At 67.6% G+C, this 16,552-nt stretch carries 20 protein-coding genes and 1 pseudogene; 13 read left to right on the forward strand and 8 right to left on the reverse strand.

What is annotated here, in order from left to right; translation table 11 throughout:
- Positions 1-132 precede the first annotated feature (132 nt).
- Entirely contained in the window at positions 133-822 is a 690-nt protein-coding gene (locus ACM6LU_RS27955; RefSeq protein ID WP_414940744.1) for a histone-like nucleoid-structuring protein Lsr2, read from the forward strand.
- Between the two features lie 68 nt (positions 823-890).
- Here ACM6LU_RS27955 and ACM6LU_RS27960 read toward each other — a convergent pair whose 3' ends face one another.
- The 5 genes from ACM6LU_RS27960 to ACM6LU_RS27980 all read right to left on the reverse strand — a co-directional run bounded on the left by ACM6LU_RS27960 (position 891) and on the right by ACM6LU_RS27980 (position 5,335).
- Positions 891-1,631 carry a biotin/lipoate A/B protein ligase family protein gene (locus ACM6LU_RS27960; RefSeq protein WP_414940745.1) on the reverse strand — a complete coding sequence of 247 codons (741 nt, stop codon included), beginning with the start codon at positions 1,629-1,631 and terminating at the stop codon, positions 891-893.
- Positions 1,628-3,013, reverse strand: coding sequence for an NAD(P)(+) transhydrogenase (Re/Si-specific) subunit beta (locus tag ACM6LU_RS27965; protein ID WP_414940746.1), 1,386 nt, complete (start codon positions 3,011-3,013; stop codon positions 1,628-1,630). The genes ACM6LU_RS27960 and ACM6LU_RS27965 overlap by 4 nt, the downstream gene beginning before the upstream one ends.
- Entirely contained in the window at positions 3,010-3,309 is a 300-nt protein-coding gene (locus tag ACM6LU_RS27970) for an NAD(P) transhydrogenase subunit alpha (protein WP_007032801.1), read from the reverse strand. The genes ACM6LU_RS27965 and ACM6LU_RS27970 overlap by 4 nt, the downstream gene beginning before the upstream one ends.
- Complete coding sequence (locus tag ACM6LU_RS27975) at positions 3,309-4,433, reverse strand: Re/Si-specific NAD(P)(+) transhydrogenase subunit alpha (protein WP_414940747.1); 1,125 nt, start codon at positions 4,431-4,433, stop codon at positions 3,309-3,311. Before ACM6LU_RS27975 ends, ACM6LU_RS27970 begins: the two co-directional genes overlap by 1 nt.
- 245 nt (positions 4,434-4,678) lie before the next feature.
- Positions 4,679-5,335: a TetR family transcriptional regulator gene (locus ACM6LU_RS27980; RefSeq protein ID WP_414940748.1), complete on the reverse strand. Its 657-nt coding sequence runs from the start codon at positions 5,333-5,335 to the stop codon at positions 4,679-4,681.
- 89 nt (positions 5,336-5,424) lie between these two features.
- Between ACM6LU_RS27980 and ACM6LU_RS27985 the strand changes: the two genes are divergently transcribed.
- Genes ACM6LU_RS27985 through ACM6LU_RS28005 form a run of 5 tightly spaced genes read left to right on the forward strand, consistent with a single transcriptional unit; the run spans position 5,425 to position 9,829 of the window.
- Entirely contained in the window at positions 5,425-6,516 is a 1,092-nt protein-coding gene (locus ACM6LU_RS27985; RefSeq protein WP_414940749.1) for a ferredoxin reductase, read from the forward strand.
- Between the two features lie 13 nt (positions 6,517-6,529).
- A complete protein-coding gene (locus ACM6LU_RS27990; protein WP_414940750.1) occupies positions 6,530-7,645 on the forward strand; it encodes a fatty acid desaturase family protein in 1,116 nt (371 codons plus the stop codon).
- A 10-nt stretch (positions 7,646-7,655) separates the two neighbouring features.
- Positions 7,656-7,856, forward strand: coding sequence for a hypothetical protein (locus tag ACM6LU_RS27995; RefSeq protein ID WP_093934750.1), 201 nt, complete (start codon positions 7,656-7,658; stop codon positions 7,854-7,856).
- Positions 7,857-7,903: 47 nt separating this feature from the next.
- The gene (locus ACM6LU_RS28000; protein WP_414940751.1) at positions 7,904-9,169 is read left to right on the forward strand and encodes a sensor histidine kinase; all 1,266 of its coding nucleotides are present in this window, start codon (positions 7,904-7,906) and stop codon (positions 9,167-9,169) included.
- A 15-nt stretch (positions 9,170-9,184) separates the two neighbouring features.
- Positions 9,185-9,829 (forward strand): response regulator, encoded by a 645-nt coding sequence (locus ACM6LU_RS28005; protein ID WP_414940752.1) that lies wholly within the window; start codon positions 9,185-9,187, stop codon positions 9,827-9,829.
- Here the strand turns inward: ACM6LU_RS28005 and ACM6LU_RS28010 are convergent.
- Both ACM6LU_RS28010 and ACM6LU_RS28015 read right to left on the reverse strand, forming a co-directional pair.
- Positions 9,826-10,287: an AAA family ATPase gene (locus ACM6LU_RS28010; RefSeq protein WP_414940753.1), complete on the reverse strand. Its 462-nt coding sequence runs from the start codon at positions 10,285-10,287 to the stop codon at positions 9,826-9,828. The genes ACM6LU_RS28005 and ACM6LU_RS28010 overlap by 4 nt on opposite strands.
- Before the next feature lie 739 nt (positions 10,288-11,026).
- Positions 11,027-11,557 carry a GNAT family N-acetyltransferase gene (locus ACM6LU_RS28015; protein WP_414940754.1) on the reverse strand — a complete coding sequence of 177 codons (531 nt, stop codon included), beginning with the start codon at positions 11,555-11,557 and terminating at the stop codon, positions 11,027-11,029.
- A gap of 22 nt (positions 11,558-11,579) precedes the next feature.
- Here ACM6LU_RS28015 and ACM6LU_RS28020 point away from each other — a divergent pair, with 22 nt between their 5' ends.
- Genes ACM6LU_RS28020 through ACM6LU_RS28035 form a run of 4 tightly spaced genes read left to right on the forward strand, consistent with a single transcriptional unit; the run spans position 11,580 to position 13,246 of the window.
- Positions 11,580-12,143, forward strand: coding sequence for a helix-turn-helix domain-containing protein (locus tag ACM6LU_RS28020; protein WP_414940755.1), 564 nt, complete (start codon positions 11,580-11,582; stop codon positions 12,141-12,143).
- A 10-nt stretch (positions 12,144-12,153) separates the two neighbouring features.
- On the forward strand, positions 12,154-12,504 hold the full coding sequence (locus ACM6LU_RS28025; protein WP_414940756.1) for a DUF3626 domain-containing protein: 351 nt from the start codon (positions 12,154-12,156) through the stop codon (positions 12,502-12,504).
- A gap of 56 nt (positions 12,505-12,560) precedes the next feature.
- The gene (locus ACM6LU_RS28030) at positions 12,561-12,830 is read left to right on the forward strand and encodes a hypothetical protein (RefSeq protein WP_414940757.1); all 270 of its coding nucleotides are present in this window, start codon (positions 12,561-12,563) and stop codon (positions 12,828-12,830) included.
- A gap of 5 nt (positions 12,831-12,835) precedes the next feature.
- Positions 12,836-13,246 carry a secondary thiamine-phosphate synthase enzyme YjbQ gene (locus ACM6LU_RS28035; protein WP_414940758.1) on the forward strand — a complete coding sequence of 137 codons (411 nt, stop codon included), beginning with the start codon at positions 12,836-12,838 and terminating at the stop codon, positions 13,244-13,246.
- Here ACM6LU_RS28035 and ACM6LU_RS28040 read toward each other — a convergent pair.
- A pseudogene (locus ACM6LU_RS28040) lies at positions 13,232-13,852 on the reverse strand (ABC transporter permease); the annotation flags it as partial. The gene ACM6LU_RS28035 and the pseudogene ACM6LU_RS28040 overlap by 15 nt on opposite strands.
- 140 nt (positions 13,853-13,992) lie before the next feature.
- Between ACM6LU_RS28040 and ACM6LU_RS28045 the strand changes: the two are divergent.
- Genes ACM6LU_RS28045 through ACM6LU_RS28055 form a run of 3 tightly spaced genes read left to right on the forward strand, consistent with a single transcriptional unit; the run spans position 13,993 to position 16,484 of the window.
- The gene (locus ACM6LU_RS28045; RefSeq protein ID WP_414940967.1) at positions 13,993-14,679 is read left to right on the forward strand and encodes an HAD hydrolase-like protein; all 687 of its coding nucleotides are present in this window, start codon (positions 13,993-13,995) and stop codon (positions 14,677-14,679) included.
- 9 nt (positions 14,680-14,688) lie between these two features.
- Positions 14,689-15,621, forward strand: a complete 933-nt coding sequence (locus ACM6LU_RS28050; RefSeq protein WP_414940759.1) for a hypothetical protein — start codon at positions 14,689-14,691, stop codon at positions 15,619-15,621.
- Positions 15,618-16,484, forward strand: coding sequence for a hypothetical protein (locus ACM6LU_RS28055; protein ID WP_414940760.1), 867 nt, complete (start codon positions 15,618-15,620; stop codon positions 16,482-16,484). Before ACM6LU_RS28050 ends, ACM6LU_RS28055 begins: the two co-directional genes overlap by 4 nt.
- The last annotated feature ends 68 nt before the right edge of the window (positions 16,485-16,552 follow it).

Consider the following 16,552-nt stretch of genomic DNA (forward strand, 5'->3'; position numbering starts at 1 on the left):
TCAGCGCACACCACCGCGCAGCTTCGCGCAACCTGCCGCTATCCTCGTGTCGCTGCGTGAGTCATCAGCCGCGGGTTCAGGTTGCACCGTGCCGGTTACGCAGTAGAACGATCGAGCGCGGGAGGTTTTTTCATGGCCAGGAACACTGCTGTGCATTTGCTGGACGATTTGACCGGCGAGGCGGCCGAAGAAACGGTCGCTTTCGGTTTGGACGGAATCGCCTACGACATCGACCTTTCGGCCGACAATGCCGCCGCACTCCGGGAAATCCTGCGTGCTTTCGTGGAGAACGGCCGCCGGATCGGCGGACGGAAACTCCGTCCGCGGGTCGTGCAGCGTCCCAAGGGCGCACGGGTGGCGAAGTCGACCCCGAAGACCGCGGCGACAGCCGCCAAGGCAGAGGCGAAGACGGCCGCGAAGCCGGGTCGCAAGCCCGCCGCGAAGGACGTCGCAGGCCGCAAGCCCGCCGCCGCCAAGGCCGCGCCCAAGACAGCGGCCGCGCCCAAGGCGGAGGCGAAGACCTCCACCCGGAGCACGGCGAAAGCCACCGCGGCCAAGGCAAAGGCGGCTGCCGGCACGACGAAGGCCACCTCGGCCAAGGCTCCGGCTGGGCGCGCGAAAGCGACCGCCGCGACCAAGACTCCGGTGAAGGCGGCGGCGAAGACGACTGCCGCGAAGGCCGCTCCGAAGACGGCGGCCAAGACCACCACCGCCGCGAAGACGACGGCCACCAAGACCGCCCCGAAGGCCGCCGAGCCGAAGAAGACCAGCCGGGCCGCCCGTAAGGTGCCCGTCGTCACCTTCTCGGCCAAGGAAAAGTAATTCCTCGAAAAGACAAATGGGCCCCATTCGCGTAATCAAGCGAATGGGGCCCATTTGTGTCAGGCCCCTTACCACTCACGAAACGCTCGCTGAGCCCCCTCGGAATGCCATTCGGGATATCCGTACCGCGTGTGCTGGAGCGAGCGGTGCCACTCCCGCTCCGCCGCCGAGGGCTTCCGGGTGGTGAGTTCACCCAGTTGCGCGGCCGCCGTCGCGCGGACCGCGGCCGTGACTTCGGCAACACCTTTGCGCAGGCCATGGTCGGCGAGGGACGCGACCTGGCTCCGGTGCGAGTCGAGCGGGCGGGAGTCCGCCGGTGCCGCGGTGAGGTACCGGCCGACCCGCTCGGCCGCGGTGGAAACGAGCAGGGTCGAATGCGCGAGCAAGCCCGTTCTCGTCCGGAACACGGCGAAACCGCATAGCTTCGAGTCACCGACGAACAGTCCCCGATCACCGAGCCGCGACGGCAGCCCGAGTCCGGCCACCGTCGCGGTCATCAGTGCACCGAGCGCCTCCAGTGGCCTGTTCGTCTGACCGGGCAGGACGAGGGTGATGTTGAGATTGCCGGGATCGTGGAACACCGTGCCGCCGCCGCTGGCCCGGCGCAGCACCGGGACGCCGTCGCTCGCACAGACGTCGGCCTTGACCTCGCGTTCGATCTTCTGCCCCCGCCCTACGACCACACAGTCGGTGTTGCGCCAGATCCACAGGACCGGCGCCTCCGGTGCGGCGCGCAGGAGAGCTTCGTCGAACGCGAGGTTGTCGGCCGGGCCGCCGAACGAGGCGACGACTTCCGAAGGGCCGGTCACAGTGCTTTGAGTTCCTCCACGATCTCGCCAACCGACGACTTGGCGTCGCCGAAGAGCATGCTGGTCTTCGCATCGTAGAAGAGTTCGTTGTCGATGCCGGCGAAGCCCGAACTCATCGAGCGTTTGAGCACGATCACCGACCGGCTGTGGTTCACCTTGAGGATCGGCATCCCGTAGATGGGCGAGCCCGGATCGGTCTCCGCGGCCGGGTTCGTGACGTCGTTCGCGCCGATCACCAGCGCGACGTCGGTCTGGGCGAACTCGGAGTTGATCTCGTCCATTTCCTTGAGCTGCTCGTACGGGACGTCGGCCTCGGCGAGGAGCACGTTCATATGCCCCGGCATCCGGCCCGCGACCGGGTGGATCGCGTATTCGACCGTGATCCCCTTGGCCTCCAGTAGCTTCGCCATCTCGCGGACCACGTGCTGCGCCTGCGCGACGGCCATGCCGTAACCGGGCACGACCACGACCTTGTTCGCGTACGCCATCTGGATCGCGGTGTCGGACGCGCTGGTGCTGCGGACCGGCCGGACCTCGCCGGACTTCCCGCTCGCGACCGCCGTGCCGCCACCGAACCCACCGGCGACGATGGCCGGGATCGACCGGTTCATCGCCTTCGCCATCAGGTTCGTCAGGATCGAACCCGACGCGCCGACGATCATGCCCGCCACGATCAGCGCGGTGTTGTCGAGCGCGAGCCCCATGGCCGCCGCCGACAGACCGGTGAGCGCGTTCAGCAGGGAGATGACGACCGGCATGTCCGCGCCGCCGATCGGCAGCACGACCACCACGCCGAGCACGCCTGCCGCGACCAGCAGGCCGATCATCAGCAGTTCGGCGTCGCCGCCGGTGGCGATGACGACCGCCAAGACGATCGCGGCGATCAGGACCAGCGCGTTCACCGGCTGCTGCAGTTTGCCCAAGGTGATCGGACGGCCGGAGATGAGTTCCTGCAGTTTCCCGAACGCGATGTTCGAGCCCCAGAAGGACACCGAGCCGACGATCGCGGCGAAGAGCGACGCGATCGCGACATACGCGGGCTCGTGCGCGTAGCCCTCCGTGGTGCGGAACTCGACCCAGGCGATCAGGGCGACCGCCCCACCGCCGACGCCGTTGAACAGCGCCACCATCTGCGGCATCGCGGTCATCTTGACCTTGCGCGCGGACGGCACGCCGACGGCGACACCGATCGCGACGCCGAGGGCGATCAAGAGCCAGTTGCTCATGCCGGGCGTCAAAAGCGTCGCGATCACCGCGATGCCCATGCCGACGGCGGCGATCCAGTTACCGCGCACCGCGGTACGCGGACCGGTCAGTCCCATCAGGCCGTAGATGAACAGTGCGAAGGAAATGATGTAGAGGACGGCGATGAAGGTCGTCACTTGTCACCACCGTCTTCCGGCTTCTTCGCCTTGAACATCGAAAGCATCCGGTCGGTGACGAGGAAGCCGCCGACCACGTTGATCGTGCCGAAGGCGATCGCGATCACCAGCAGGATCTTGTTCAGTACGCCGTCCACCCCGAGACCGAGCACGATCAGCCCGCCGAGCAGGACGATGCCGTGAATGGCGTTGGTCCCCGACATGAGCGGGGTGTGCAGGGTGTTGGGCACCTTCGAAATGACGGTGAAACCCACGAATCCGGCGAGTACGAGGATCGCCAGGCTGCCTACGAGCATCACTCGCCCCCTTCTTCCGCCGCGGCGACCGGAGCCGCGCCGGCCACACAGGCCCCGGCGACGATCTCGTCGGAGAAGTCGAGCGCGAGCTTGCCTTCCTTGTCGACGAGCAGTTCCAGCAGTTCGGTGACGTTGCGCGCGTACAGCTCGCTGGAATGCGCGGGCATCTCCGCGGCGAGATTGAGCGGCGAGCAGATGGTGACGTCGTGCTCGACGATCTCCTCGCCCGGTCTCGTCAGTTCACAGTTGCCGCCGGACTCACCGGCGAGGTCGACCACGACACCACCGGCGGGCATCCCCTTCACCGCGTCGGCGGTGACGAGGATCGGCGCCTTGCGGCCCGGGACGAGCGCGGTGGTGATCACGACGTCGAACCTCGTGATCGCCTCGGTGAGCCTGCGTTGCTGCTCGGCCTTTTCCTCCTCGGTCAGCTCGCGGGCATACCCGCCTTCACCGACCGCCTCGATGCCGAGGGCGAGGAATTTCGCGCCGATCGATTTCACCTGTTCACCGACCTCGGGCCGGACGTCGTAGCCGGTGGTCTGCGCGCCGAGCCGTTTCGCCGTGGCCAAGGCCTGCAGCCCGGCGACACCCGCGCCGAGCACGAGCACCTTCGCCGGCGGCACGGTTCCGGCCGCGGTGGTGAGCATCGGGAAGAAGCGGGTGAGCTTCTCCGCGGCCAGCAGAACCGCGCGATAGCCCGCGACACTGCTCTGTGACGACAACGCGTCCATCGCCTGCGCGCGAGAGATCCGGGGGATCGCCTCGACGGCGAAGGCGCGGACGCCCGCCGACTCCAGCGCCGCTATCCCGTCCGGATCGGCCCGTGGATTCAGGAAGCCGATGAGGATGGTGCCCTGCTTGAGCTTCGCGACTTCGGCCGCGCTCGGAGGCGCCACCTTCACCACGATGTCGGCATCCCACGGATCGCCGATCACCGCGCCCGCCTGCTCGAAGACAACGTCGGCGAGCAGTGCGCCGGCGCCCGCACCGGGCTCGACCACCACCCGCAGTCCGCGTCCGGAGACGCGCTCGACGAGCTTCGGTACCAGCGCGACGCGGCGTTCGCCTAGTCCGGTTTCCCGGACCACACCGACCGTGAGCTGCTCGTTTTCTGCCGCCACAGGCGACCTCCTCACTGGAGAGGACCACACGAACTCGCATTGTTTACCACGTCCGACCGACAACTTTCCTGGCTGAACGTATCCGGACGGCATCTTTCCGTGACATCGCTCATCACGATCGATCCAGCCATCGATCCAGGTGTGCGACGTCATAAGGGGCCGGGCCGAAGGGGACTTTCCCCTCATCTGATGCGACGAAAGCGTCCTTCACCGCGTGTCATGCGGCGAAGGACGCTTTCAGCCCGTCACGGAACGCTGCGCCAGTTCGGCACCCCCAGAAAGATCAACCGCAGCCGCCGTTCGGCCGTGCGCACGATCTCGCCGTCACGCGAAGGTGTTTCGAGCAACTCCAGCACCGTCGTGAGCATGGTCGTCACGATCAGGTCGGCCAGCAGATGCAGATCCTCCGTCGCCCACTCTCGGAGATTCTCGAAACGAGCCAGGTCGACGGCGAGTTCGCTGACGAAAAGCTTGAGCTCGAACCCGATCGCCTGCCGGACCGGTCCGGTGCCGCCATAGCGCTCGCGGGTCAGGAAGTGGAAGTGGTCCTCGTGCGCACGCACATGCTCGCGCAGGATGCGCACGGACATCCGGATCATGTCGTTGTACGCGGCGGGCCTGGTGCGCGCGGAGCGGATCATCGTGCGCAAAGTGCGCATCGACTCTTCCACGAGTGCGACGCCCAGTTCGTCCATCGAGGCGAAATGGCGATAGAACGCCGTCGGCACGATCCCGGCCTGTTTCGCCACCTCACGCAGGCTCAGCCCGGAGAACCCGCGTTCCGCCACCAGATCCAGGGCGGCGTCCAGCAGGGCCTGCCGCGTGCGCTGTTTGCGCTCCTGCCGGGAAACGGGCTCCGTTGTCACGACGGACAGCGTAATCGCCTCCGCACTATCACCCATGTCACATCGCCCTCCGCTCGCGTTGACAAGCGCGACCATCGCTACTTCACTGTTCAGTGTACAAGCGTTCACTGAATTCGGGAGAAGTGATGACGGCACTGGTACCGCGCAGGGCCAGGCGGCTGGCCTCGCTGGCCGAGGCCCTGCTCACGCCCCACGGAATGGACCGTTACCTCGAACTCGTCGACCCGATGCTGGTCCGCCGCGAAATCCGCGGCCTGGTGACCGGGGTCCGGCGGCAGACGCCCGACACGGTCACGCTGACCATCCGGCCGAGCCGGGCCTGGCGCGGACACGTCGCGGGCCAGTACGTGCGGGTGACCGTCGAGATCGACGGCGTCCACCGGACCCGCTGCTACTCGCCCGCCGGTTCGGAGCACGACGGCACACTGGAACTGACCATCAAGGCCGACCCGCAGGGCCTCGTCTCACGGCACCTGAACCACACGGTCACCACCGGTTCCGTGCTCGGACTGTCCACTCCGGACGGCGAGTTCACCCTGCCATCGCCGAGGCCGCGACGGATCCTGCTGCTGAGCGGCGGGAGCGGGATCACGCCCGTCCTGTCGATGCTGCGCACCCTGGCGGACGAGAAGTACGAAGGCGACGTCGCCTTCCTGCACTACTCGAACACCGCCGAGGACACGCTCTACCGCGCCGAACTCGGCGACCTCGCCCGCCGTCTCCCCGGCCTGCGGGTGGTACACGCGTTCACCCACGTGAAAAGCGGCGGCGATTTGCACGGGTTCTTCTCGAAAGAACACCTCGCGGAGGCCGCGCCGTGGTACCCCGACGCCGAGACCTTCCTGTGCGGCCCGAAGCCGCTGATGGATTCGGTCCGCGAGGCGTTCGAGGCCGACGGCCTCGGTGCACATCTGCACACCGAGGAGTTCACGCCACCGGCACTCACCTTCGACACCGAGAACGCCGAAGGACAGGTCCGGTTCGCGCGCAGCGGCCGCGAGTTCGAGAACTCCGGGAAACCGTTGCTGGAGCAGGCCGAAGAAGCCGGGCTCAGCCCGGAACACGGCTGCCGGATGGGCATCTGTTTCTCCTGCACGCAGATCAAGACCTCGGGCTGCGTGCGCAACGCCAAGACCGGCGAGACCTCCAGCGAAGAGAACGAAGAGATCCAGCTCTGCATCTCCGTCCCGGTCGGGGACGTCGAGATCAACGCTTAGAAAGGACCTGCTCATGACCGGCTTGCAGGACAAACTCACCCCGGCTCAGATCGAAAGCTTCGGCCGCGAACTGGACGAGATCCGGCAGCGGATCGTCGCCGATCTCGGCCAGGTGGACGTCGACTACATCCACAACGTCATCAAGACGCAGCGCGCGCTCGAGGTCGCCGGCCGCGGGCTGCTGTTCGCCGGGTTCTTCCCGCCCGCGTGGATCGCCGGCGTGACCGCGCTTTCCGTGGCGAAGATCCTCGACAACATGGAGATCGGCCACAACGTCATGCACGGCCAGTACGACTGGACGCGCGACCCGGCGCTGAGCTCGCAGAAATTCGAATGGGACACCGTCGCGCCGTCCGAGAACTGGCGCCACTCCCACAACTACATTCACCACACCTACACGAACATCCTCGACAAGGACCGCGACATCGGCTACGGCGTCCTGCGGATCGACCCGGCGCAGAAGTGGAATCCGTACTACCTGGGCAACCCGATGTACGCGACGCTGCTCGCGCTGTTCTTCCAGTGGGGCGTCATGCTGCACGACCTCGAGTTCGACCGCGTCGTCAAAGGCGAGCGCAAATGGTCGGACAACAAGGAGGTCGGCCTGAAGATGCTCAAGAAGGCCGGTCGCCAGGTCGGCAAGGACTACGTGCTCTTCCCGCTGCTGACCGGTCCGCTCGCGCCACTGACCTTCCTCGGCAACGCGACCGCGAACCTGACCCGCAACCTGTGGGCGTTCTCGATCATCTTCTGCGGGCACTTCCCCGCCGACGTCGAGAGCTTCACCGAGGAGGAGACCGAGAACGAGTCGCGGGGCCAGTGGTACCTGCGGCAGATCCTCGGTTCGGCGAACATCACCGGCGGCAAGCTCTTCCACCTCATGACCGGGAACCTCTCGCACCAGATCGAGCATCACCTCTTCCCGGACATCCCGGCGCGCCGGTACCCGGAGATCGCGGGCGAGGTGCGGGCGATCTGCGAGAAGTACGGCCTGCCGTACCACACCGGGCCCCTGCACAAGCAGCTGTTCTCGGTGGCCAAGAAGATCGTGAAACTGGCCATGCCATGGAACGGTGAACCCAGCACTCCCGCTACCGTGGAGAGCGACAAGACCCTCCGAGCGGCTTAAGGTGTCTGACATGGTCGGTCAGTTCGAAAGCACCAAGGACGTGGTCCAAGAGGTCACCGAGTCGGCGGCCACCCACATCGGCAACATCGCGACGATCATCACCGGCGCGATCCGGGACATCGCCCGCGAGACCGGCGACTGGCTGACAGACGTCATCGAGATGCGCGAGGCGTCCCAGCGGGCGCAGGCGGACGAAACCCGCGAAGACTAGGGAAACCTGGATGGGCGCGAGGCGGGTGGTCACGGCAGGCTGAAGCCGTGACCACCCGCCTCGGCCATCTTGGACGCGTCCTCAGCGCACAGCTGAACCGCGCGTACTGGGCGGAGCTGGCGTGGGTGGTCATCGGCGCGCCGATGACGCTGGTGTTCTTCGCGCTCGTCGTCGTCGGGCTGGTCCTCGGGATCGGCCTGAGCCTGCTCACCATCGGTCTCCCGGTGCTCATCGGCGTCCTGGCGGGCGCGCGGCTGATCGGCGCCACGCATATCCGCCTGGCTCATGCCCTGCTCGGAACGACCGTCACCCCGCCGGCGAGACCCGAGCTGCGGCCAGGGCTGTGGAACGGGATCAAGAGCAAGATCGGCGATCCGATCGGCTGGCGGTCGATCGCCTACCTGGTGATCCGGCTGCCGCTCGCGACGGGTGAAATGCTCCTGGTCGCGACCCTGCTCGTGTACGCCGTGAGCACGCTGACCTATCCGCTGTTCTGGTTCACCCTCGACGGTGACGCCATGCCGACGTTCGACCTCCGCGTAGACACCTGGCCCCTCACCCTTCCGCTCGCCGTCACCGGGCTGGCCGTGCTGCTGGCGATGCCGTGGGTGGTCCACGGCCTGACCGAACTCGACCGCCTGCTGGTGCGCGGGGTCCTCGGCGCCGAAGACCTCTCCAAGCGCGTACGCGACCTCGAACGCAGCCGGGCGACCGCCGTCGACGACGCGACGCGGCGGCTGCGCCGGATCGAACGCGATCTGCACGACGGCGCGCAGGCCCAGCTGGTCGCGCTGGCGATGAAGCTCGGCATCGCGAAGGACGAACTCGCCTCGGACGGCGCCGATGTCGCCCAGGTCACCGCTCTGGTCACCGCCGCGCACGCCAATGCGAAACAGGCGCTCGTCGAACTGCGCGACCTCGCCCGCGGCATTCACCCCGCCGCGCTCGACGCCGGTCTCGACGTCGCACTGTCCACTTTGGCCGCCGGCTCGGATATCGACGCACGGATCACCGTGGACCTGCCGAACAGGCCGTCGCCGTCGATCGAGACCATCGCCTACTTCACCGTCGCCGAGCTGCTGACCAATGCCGCCAAACACACTTCGGCCGCGATCGAGGTCGACGTGGGTATCTTTGGTGACGGCTTGCGGCTCATGGTGCGAGACGGCGGCGGAGGCGGGGCCCGGCTGGAACGCGGGGGCGGGCTCGCCGGGATCGCCGAACGGCTCGCGACCGTCGACGGCGGGCTCGACATCGACAGTCCTCCAGGAGGGCCTACGGTGATCAGCGCGGAGATTCCACTACGGACATAGAACACGGGGGGCGGCGTGCGCGTCGTGATCGCGGAGGATTCGGCCATCCTGCGGGCGGGACTGGTCGAACTGCTGAACCTTCGGGGGCACGAGGTCGTCGCGGCCGTCGCCGACGGCGACAGCCTGTGCGAAGCTGTTCGCGCCCACCGGCCGGACGTGTCCATTGTGGATATCCGAATGCCGCCGACGCACACCGACGAAGGCCTGCGCGCGTCGATCGCGCTGCGCGCGGAACTGCCGGGCTGCGCGATCCTGCTGTTCTCACAGTACGTCGAGACGCAGTACGCGACGGAACTCCTGGCCGACCGCGCGGGCGGCGTCGGCTACCTGCTGAAGGACCGCGTCGCGGAGGTGTCGGACTTCCTCGACGCGCTTCGGCGGGTCGCCGAGGGCGAGACCGTGCTCGACCCGGAGGTGGTCAGGCAGCTCTTCAGCGCCACGCGGAAGACGGACGCGCTCGCCGGGCTGACCCCGCGGGAACGGGAAGTGCTGGGCCTGATGGCCGAGGGGCGGTCGAACTCGGCCATCGCGGCGGCACTGTTCCTTTCGGCGGGCTCGGTGGAGAAGTACGTGTCGAGCATCTTCGGGAAGCTGGCGCTGCCTCAGTCCGAAGGAGACAACCGGCGGGTGCTGGCGGTGCTGCGGTACCTGGAGTCTTAGCGCAGGTTTTCCAGTTTCGCGACGACATCGGCGAGGGGTTGTCCCGTGTCGATCTCGACGGTGGCGGACTCGCGCAAGAGCGGTTCGATCTCTTCGGTGTCGGCGACGACACGTTGGCGTTCTCCGGGGTCTTTGCCGAAGTCGTTGGTGTCACGGGTCGCGAGGCGGTCCAGGATGACGTCGATCGGCGCGCTGAGCAGCACGATATGGTCGAAGCGCGGGTAGAAGTCCTGTTGATTCCAGACGGTTCCGGCGATGAAGAGCGGTTCTCCGGAGCGTTCGTGTTCGGTGATGAGGGCGTCGATGCGGTCGGGACGCCAGTGGCGTTCCACGTCTTGGTCTTCGGCGATCCAGTCGCCGGTGTCGGTGTCGACGGTGCAGAAGCCCTTGCGCGCCAGGGCGTTCAGGGCGGTCGATTTACCCGTGCCGGACATGCCGGTCACCAGGATCACTGTCACTTCGGTGAGTTTACGGTCGTGGATGGTCGGGTGCCGAATGTCCGTGAGAGCGTTTCTGTTCGCCGCAGGGGCGATGGTTGGCGTGTTCGTGGACGGGATCAGTGGCGGGGCCCGGGTGTCTCTTGCGGTTTTGTACCAGGACGGTGGTCCCGACTCGGCTGCGCCTGGGGTGGCATGAGCTTGATCTTCGGAGGATCAAGGCCAAGACCTACATCGTCAACCCACGCTGGTCCGGCGCAGGTAGGCAAGCACCAGTCCGTTCTAGCGACCTGAACACTCACGAGGCTCAAGAGCGAGTGGAAAGTCCGGATGGCCCAGGACGGGCTCCCGGAGTTCATCGCACCGGCTTACCTCGACCCCACCGGAACACCGAGGCGTAACACCATGCACCTGCAGAGCCAGGAAGGAGTGGGCAGGGTTTCGTCGAGCGAGAGGCGTGTGGATCACTTGCCCGAGATCGGAAATCGGATGCCGGTGGGCGGTGTCGCTCCAGGCGTCCTCGGCGATGCCGGCGATACCGCCTCCTGCGCACTAGGCGGACCGATGTCCGTCGCAAGAACAATCTTGCAAACCCAGAGCGCATTTGCACGCCCGAATACCGCACGACACCGGTGGATCCAGGTCGAGTACACCCCTCTGAAACCGGCCGTGACAGGGACGGTCTCGCAGGACTGCGTGGATTTCGTTGCGTTGGATGACCCGCAATCCACACAGTCCCGAGGCCGGACGACTTTATTCCCTACCGCGGCTCCACCGGCACCCCGCCCTCTTCCGGCAGGCACAACTGCATCCAAGCGACATCCCGCCAAGCCCCGTGTTTGTACCCGATCCGCTTGTAGGTCCCCACCGGCTCGAACCCCATCGCCGTGTGCAGCCCGGCGCTCGCGTCGTTCGGCAGCACCATTCCCGCGCAGAAGTTCCGGAATCCGCGTGACGCCAGCCTGTCCAGCAGCGCCTGATAGAGGGCGCGGCCGCCGCCCGTCCGCCGTCGGCCCGACTCCAGATAGACACTGACCTCACAAGACCAGCGATAGGAAGGACGGCCGCTGAACGGGCCTCCGTAGGCGTAGCCGGCGACGCGGCCTTCGTCGTCTTCGAGCACGAGCCACGCGTGTGACCGCTGCGCCTTGGCGATGCGCTCGGCCATCTCGTCCGGCTTGGGCGGCTCGGTCTCGAACGAGATCGCCGTGTCGGTGACGTATGGCGCGTAGATCTCCGCGCACGCCGCCGCGTCGTCTTCCTTCGCTTCCCTGATCACCATAGTAACCATGACTGCCACTATAGTGTGCAGCATGTCGGATCCCTTGTCCGCGTCGCTCGCCGCGACGCTCCAGTCCGCGAGGCTCGACCAAAACCTCTCGGCCAATGCCCTCGCCGAGCTGTCCGGCGTGTCCAGGGCGATGATCGGCAAGATCGAACGTGGCGAGGCGCAGCCGACGGCCGTCCTGCTCAGCAGGCTTTCGGCCGCGCTCGGGATGACGTTGTCCGAGCTGGTCGCGCGCGCCGAACACGGCGACCGACGGCTCGCGCGCGTGGCCGATCAGCCCACGTGGACCGACCCGGACACCGGGTACGTGCGCCGTGCCGTCTCCCCGTCGCTCGGCGGGCCGCTGGAACTGGTCGAGGTCGTACTGCCCGCGGGCGCCGAGGTTTCCTTCCCCGCCCACACCTACGCGCTGACCCACCACCAGATCTGGGTACTGGACGGCCATCTGCGGTTCCGTGAGGGCGACGTCGAGCACGAACTCGACGCGGGCGACTGCCTCCAGCTCGGCACACCTCGGCCGTGCGCCTACGTCAACCCGACCGACGACCCGGTGCGATATCTGGTCGCCCTCGCCCGGCGCCACACCTGATACTCGGGTGATGAACTCCCGGGCCCTCGCATACGTCGCGGCGAAAGCACGCGGCGGACACGAGACCGGGCTACCGGTGACGCCGCACTTCCACCCCGCTCGATCCACAGTGGATGGACGCCCGCGCTTGGCAGCGATGGCCGAGGACGGGTTCTACCGCAACCAGTTCGAGACCGGGACGAGCAACGGAGGGCCGACCGCGCACCCGGGCGCAGATCGCTGGTTCTGGGAGAACCGGATATTCGGCGGCGCCTACGACGCCGCGTCGCCCGTCGAACGGCCGAAATACGGGGCACTCGATTTTCGGCGCCGCGCGGTCGGCGGTGCGCCGAGGTTCGGCTCCGGCCATTTTCCGCACTGATCGCACTGGCCAAGCAAAACGACGCGGACCTGCTCGACGACTACGTCGAGGCCTTCGTGCTCGACCCGAGTCAGCGCGGCACCGGCGTCGAAAAGGCCGCACACCGGCTGGGCTGTCCGGTCGAATGGCATCCGTGTTTCCGCCTGTCCACCGAAGAACTCGAACGAGATCCCGAGTACCGAGGTCCCGAATTCGTCGAACTCGGTCTGGCGCTGGCGGGAGACGGCTACCTCGCCCCGCGCGTCCTCGGCGACGCCGTCCACCAAGACCCGCAAGCCCTGAAACGCGTCTGGCACTACGTCGCGCGCCTCGGGGTACTACCGTGAAGAGCATGTACTCCACGGAGATCGAGGTGCGCACCGGCAGCGTGGCCGTGGTGCACGACCTGACCAGGGACGCCGAGACCTTCCTGCGCGACGCGGACGCCGAGGACGGGATCCTGCACGTCTTCGTCCCGCACGCGACGTCCGGGCTGGCGATCCTCGAAACCGGCGCGGGCAGCGACGAAGACCTGCTCAAGGCGCTCGACGACCTGCTCCCCCGCGACGACCGCTGGAAGCACCGGCACGGCAGTCCCGGTCACGGCCGTGACCACGTCCTGCCCGCGCTGTTGCCGCCGTACGCGACGATCCCGGTGCTCGGTGGCGTGATGACACTGGGCACCTGGCAGTCGGTCTGCCTAGTGGACACCAACGTGGACAACCCGGTCCGGCGTGTCCGTTTCAGTCTACTGGAGGGCTGACCGGCCCGGCCACAGCGCGAGCACCAGCCCGGCCGCGAGCAGTCCGGCGAGCACCCAGGCCCCGGTCTTGACGTCCGGCGCGCCGGACACGCCCTGCACAGGCTTCGGAGACCTTCGACGGAGAACCGGAACGGCGTCCAGGACCACAGCATTACGCGGTACGCGGCGTTCAGCAGTTCCGGCACCTGCCCGGCGACGGCGGGTACGACGAGGCAGAGCGAGCCGAGGATCGCCATCGCGCGGACGCCGAGCAAGCACCGCAGACCGGTCTGCAAGGCGACGAAGCCGGTCGAGGCCAGGAAACGGAAGTCGAGGACGTCCCGGCCGAGCGGGAGCGAGGAATCCCACAGCTTCAGGAATCCGGCCAGGATCAGCACGGCGCTCGTGGCCAGGCAGCCGACCCACGCCATCGCACTCAGCGCGAGCGGCGCGATCTGCGCGCCGGACGGGTTCACCGCCCCGGAGTACCACGACCGTCGACGGGAGTTCGAGGACGCCGTAGACCTCTTTGTCCTCCAACAGTTTCCGGCCTTCTTCGGGAGTGGTCACCCGCCACGAGACCTGACCTCCGCCGTGGGACGCGATTCCGTTCGCGGCCGCTTGGAGCGGCCCGGCGGCGCGGCCACGGCGACGGCTCAGGGTCGACTTGACCGTCCTGCCGCGGTAGGCGCCGGCCCAGCAGAAGTCAACAGACGTTGAATAAGCTTCCCGGTACCGTCGGCCGCGTGACTACTCCGCACCGGCTCGTGCTGTGGGACATCGACCAGACCCTCGTGGACCTGCGTGGCGTCGGCGCCGCCTGGTACACGACCGCGCTCGCCGAGGTCGCGGGCGTCGAACTGCGGCGACTGCCGAGTTTCGGCGGCCGCACCGAACGCGCCATCAGCGCGGACATCCTGTCCTCGCACGGTGTTGAGCCCACCGAGGAGAACGTCCGCAAGCTCTGGCTCGCACTGATCGCGGTCTCCGAGAGCCACGCCCCGACGTTGTCCGCGAACGGCCGGGCGCTCCCGGGCGCCAAAGACGCGCTGAACGACTTCGCCACGCACGGCGGCATCGTCCAGACGCTGGTCACCGGGAACCTGCCGGAGATCTCCGTGCACAAGCTGACCGCGTTCGACCTGCACGAACACGTCGACTTCGAGATCGGCGGCTACGGCTCGCTCTCGGCGCACCGGCCCGACCTGGTACCCGCCGCCGTCGGCCACGCCTCGAACAAGCACGGCACCGACTTCGCGCCAACGTCGGTCGTCGTCATCGGCGACACCCCGGACGACGTGCGGGCCGCACTCGACAACGGCGCCGTCGCGGTGGCCGTGGCGACAGGGCGGTTCAGCGCGGAGGAACTGGCCGACGCGGGCGCGCACACCGTGCTCGGAGACCTCTCCGACCTGGCAGCGGTACGTGCGGCCGTGCTCGGGAACGCCAACTAAGCTCGCTCCATGGCATACCCAGGCGGCAACGGCTGGCCGGAGCACCCGCAGCAGCCCCACCAGCAGCAACCCCCGCAGCAGGGATATCCGCCGCAGAATCCGCTTCAGTACGGCCAGTACCCGCAGGATCCCCAGCAGCAGTACTTCCAGCAGTTCCCGCAGCAGACCTATCAGGGTTTCGCGCCGGAACCACCGAAGAAGGGCAAGAAGGGCCTCTGGATCGGCTTCGGGGCGCTGGTCGTGGTCATCGCCGTCGGTGCCACACTGTTCTTCGTCCTGCGTGACGGCGACGATCCGCAGCCCCAGGCCGCTCCACCTGCTTCCTCCGCACCGGCGCCGCCGTCGTCCTCGGCGTCGAAACCGCCACCCGCGAGCAGCGGAGCCCTCAAGGACAACAAAGTCCCCTCGACGACACCCGGCTGGCAGGGGATCCTGTCAGCCAAGGACAAAACGGCCTACGACCTGCCCGCGACCGGTTGGGAGACCAAGCCCGGCCAGGTCGTCGGCTACAACGAGGGCGAGTTCAAGATGGTCATCCACGAGGCGTCGACGTACAAACTCGGCGCCTGCCCGACTGCCCGGGGTTCGAACCGCGGCGTCGTCGGCTTCGCCACCGCGGACCAGATCCCGGTCGAGAACGCCGCCAGGGGCGCTGTCCGGCTCTGGATCCAGTCCGCGACAGGCAAGTCCGACGTCCCGCTGCCCGACATCAAGCAGGTCCCGATCGCGAGCGGCTCGATCCAGGGGATCAGTTCGACCGGGACCTTCACCCCGGCCGAGACCGAGGAGTGCCGGGCACCGAGCGTGAAGGTCACCTCGGCCGCGTTCAAATCCGGCGACCAGACCATCTGCTTCGTCATGGCCTTCGACCAGGGCACACCCGACGCGCTGCCCGAGGCGGACGCGCAAAAGATCCTCGCGAGTCTGAGGCCACAGCAATGACCGGCCCCGGTGCGCGACCCGACGAACCGCGACTGTGGTCCGTCGATCCGCTCACCGGGCAACCGCTCGAAACCGAAGCCGAACAGACAAGGCCGCTTCCGGCCGTCCTGGACGCCGTCCCGCCGCGCCGTCGCCCTCGCCTCCTGCCGGCGCTGGGTGTCATCGGGCTGGCCGTCCTCCTCGTTGTCGGCACGACGGCCACCTACCAGGCCAAGACCACGGCCCCGCCGCCGTCCGCCGAGGACCTCGTCCTGCCCGATCCGGTGCTGCCCACCCGGATCAAACCGATGATCGCGGGCTGGCAACCGGTGCTGTCCGACGATCACCCGCTCGTTTTCGACGTCCCGCCGGACTGGAAGACCGAAAAACCCGACGTCGCCATCGGATTCGAGACACCGGCGGGCGACCTCGTCACCTTGCAGGGCGTCGCCAGGTACCGCCGCGACTTCTGCCAGGGCTCCGAACTCTCGGCGCGGGCGATGGCGGGGATCACCACCATCGACGAGGGCGAGGTCGGCGGCATCGCCCAGGCGGCGGAGGAAACGACCCTGCGATGGGCCGAAGCCGCGTATGGCTCCATCGGCGGCGGACAGGGCCCGAAAACCGAAATCGGCACGTCCGGGCCGGTGACCGTCCTCGAAGGCGGCGTGATCGCCACCGCCGTGACCACCACCGTCCTCCCCACCGCGAACGGACGGTGCCCGGCGCCGTCGGTCGCGATCACCGCGATCGCCCTCCCCCTTCGCGCTCTGCCCGGCTCCGGCCGCTACCACGTCCTTCTGGTACTCGCGGACCAGGAGATCCCCGGTGCGGTAGCCAGGGACGTCGTCCTCAAGATGGGTGAGAGCATCCGTCGGGAGTAGCACACCCCTAAGGGAAAAATGGGTCCCGTGCCGGATGTGTCGGACCGGCTCCACCGCCTACCTTGATG

It is taken from the genome of Amycolatopsis sp. cmx-11-51, from assembly GCF_047608665.1.
Lineage (GTDB): Bacteria > Actinomycetota > Actinomycetes > Mycobacteriales > Pseudonocardiaceae > Amycolatopsis.

Bases quoted from the DNA above. Each gene is read 5' to 3' on its own strand.
- ACM6LU_RS28050 (WP_414940759.1), top strand. From the start codon at position 14,689: ATGGCATACCCAGGCGGCAACGGCTGGCCGGAGCACCCGCAGCAGCCC.
- ACM6LU_RS27990 (WP_414940750.1), top strand. From the start codon at position 6,530: ATGACCGGCTTGCAGGACAAACTCACCCCGGCTCAGATCGAAAGCTTC.
- ACM6LU_RS28055 (WP_414940760.1), top strand. From the start codon at position 15,618: ATGACCGGCCCCGGTGCGCGACCCGACGAACCGCGACTGTGGTCCGTC.
- ACM6LU_RS28035 (WP_414940758.1), top strand. From the start codon at position 12,836: ATGTACTCCACGGAGATCGAGGTGCGCACCGGCAGCGTGGCCGTGGTG.
- ACM6LU_RS28025 (WP_414940756.1), top strand. From the start codon at position 12,154: ATGAACTCCCGGGCCCTCGCATACGTCGCGGCGAAAGCACGCGGCGGA.
- ACM6LU_RS28015 (WP_414940754.1), bottom strand. From the start codon at position 11,557: ATGGTTACTATGGTGATCAGGGAAGCGAAGGAAGACGACGCGGCGGCG.
- ACM6LU_RS27955 (WP_414940744.1), top strand. From the start codon at position 133: ATGGCCAGGAACACTGCTGTGCATTTGCTGGACGATTTGACCGGCGAG.
- ACM6LU_RS28020 (WP_414940755.1), top strand. From the start codon at position 11,580: ATGTCGGATCCCTTGTCCGCGTCGCTCGCCGCGACGCTCCAGTCCGCG.
- ACM6LU_RS27995 (WP_093934750.1), top strand. From the start codon at position 7,656: ATGGTCGGTCAGTTCGAAAGCACCAAGGACGTGGTCCAAGAGGTCACC.
- ACM6LU_RS27985 (WP_414940749.1), top strand. From the start codon at position 5,425: ATGACGGCACTGGTACCGCGCAGGGCCAGGCGGCTGGCCTCGCTGGCC.
- ACM6LU_RS27970 (WP_007032801.1), bottom strand. From the start codon at position 3,309: ATGCTCGTAGGCAGCCTGGCGATCCTCGTACTCGCCGGATTCGTGGGT.
- ACM6LU_RS27980 (WP_414940748.1), bottom strand. From the start codon at position 5,335: ATGGGTGATAGTGCGGAGGCGATTACGCTGTCCGTCGTGACAACGGAG.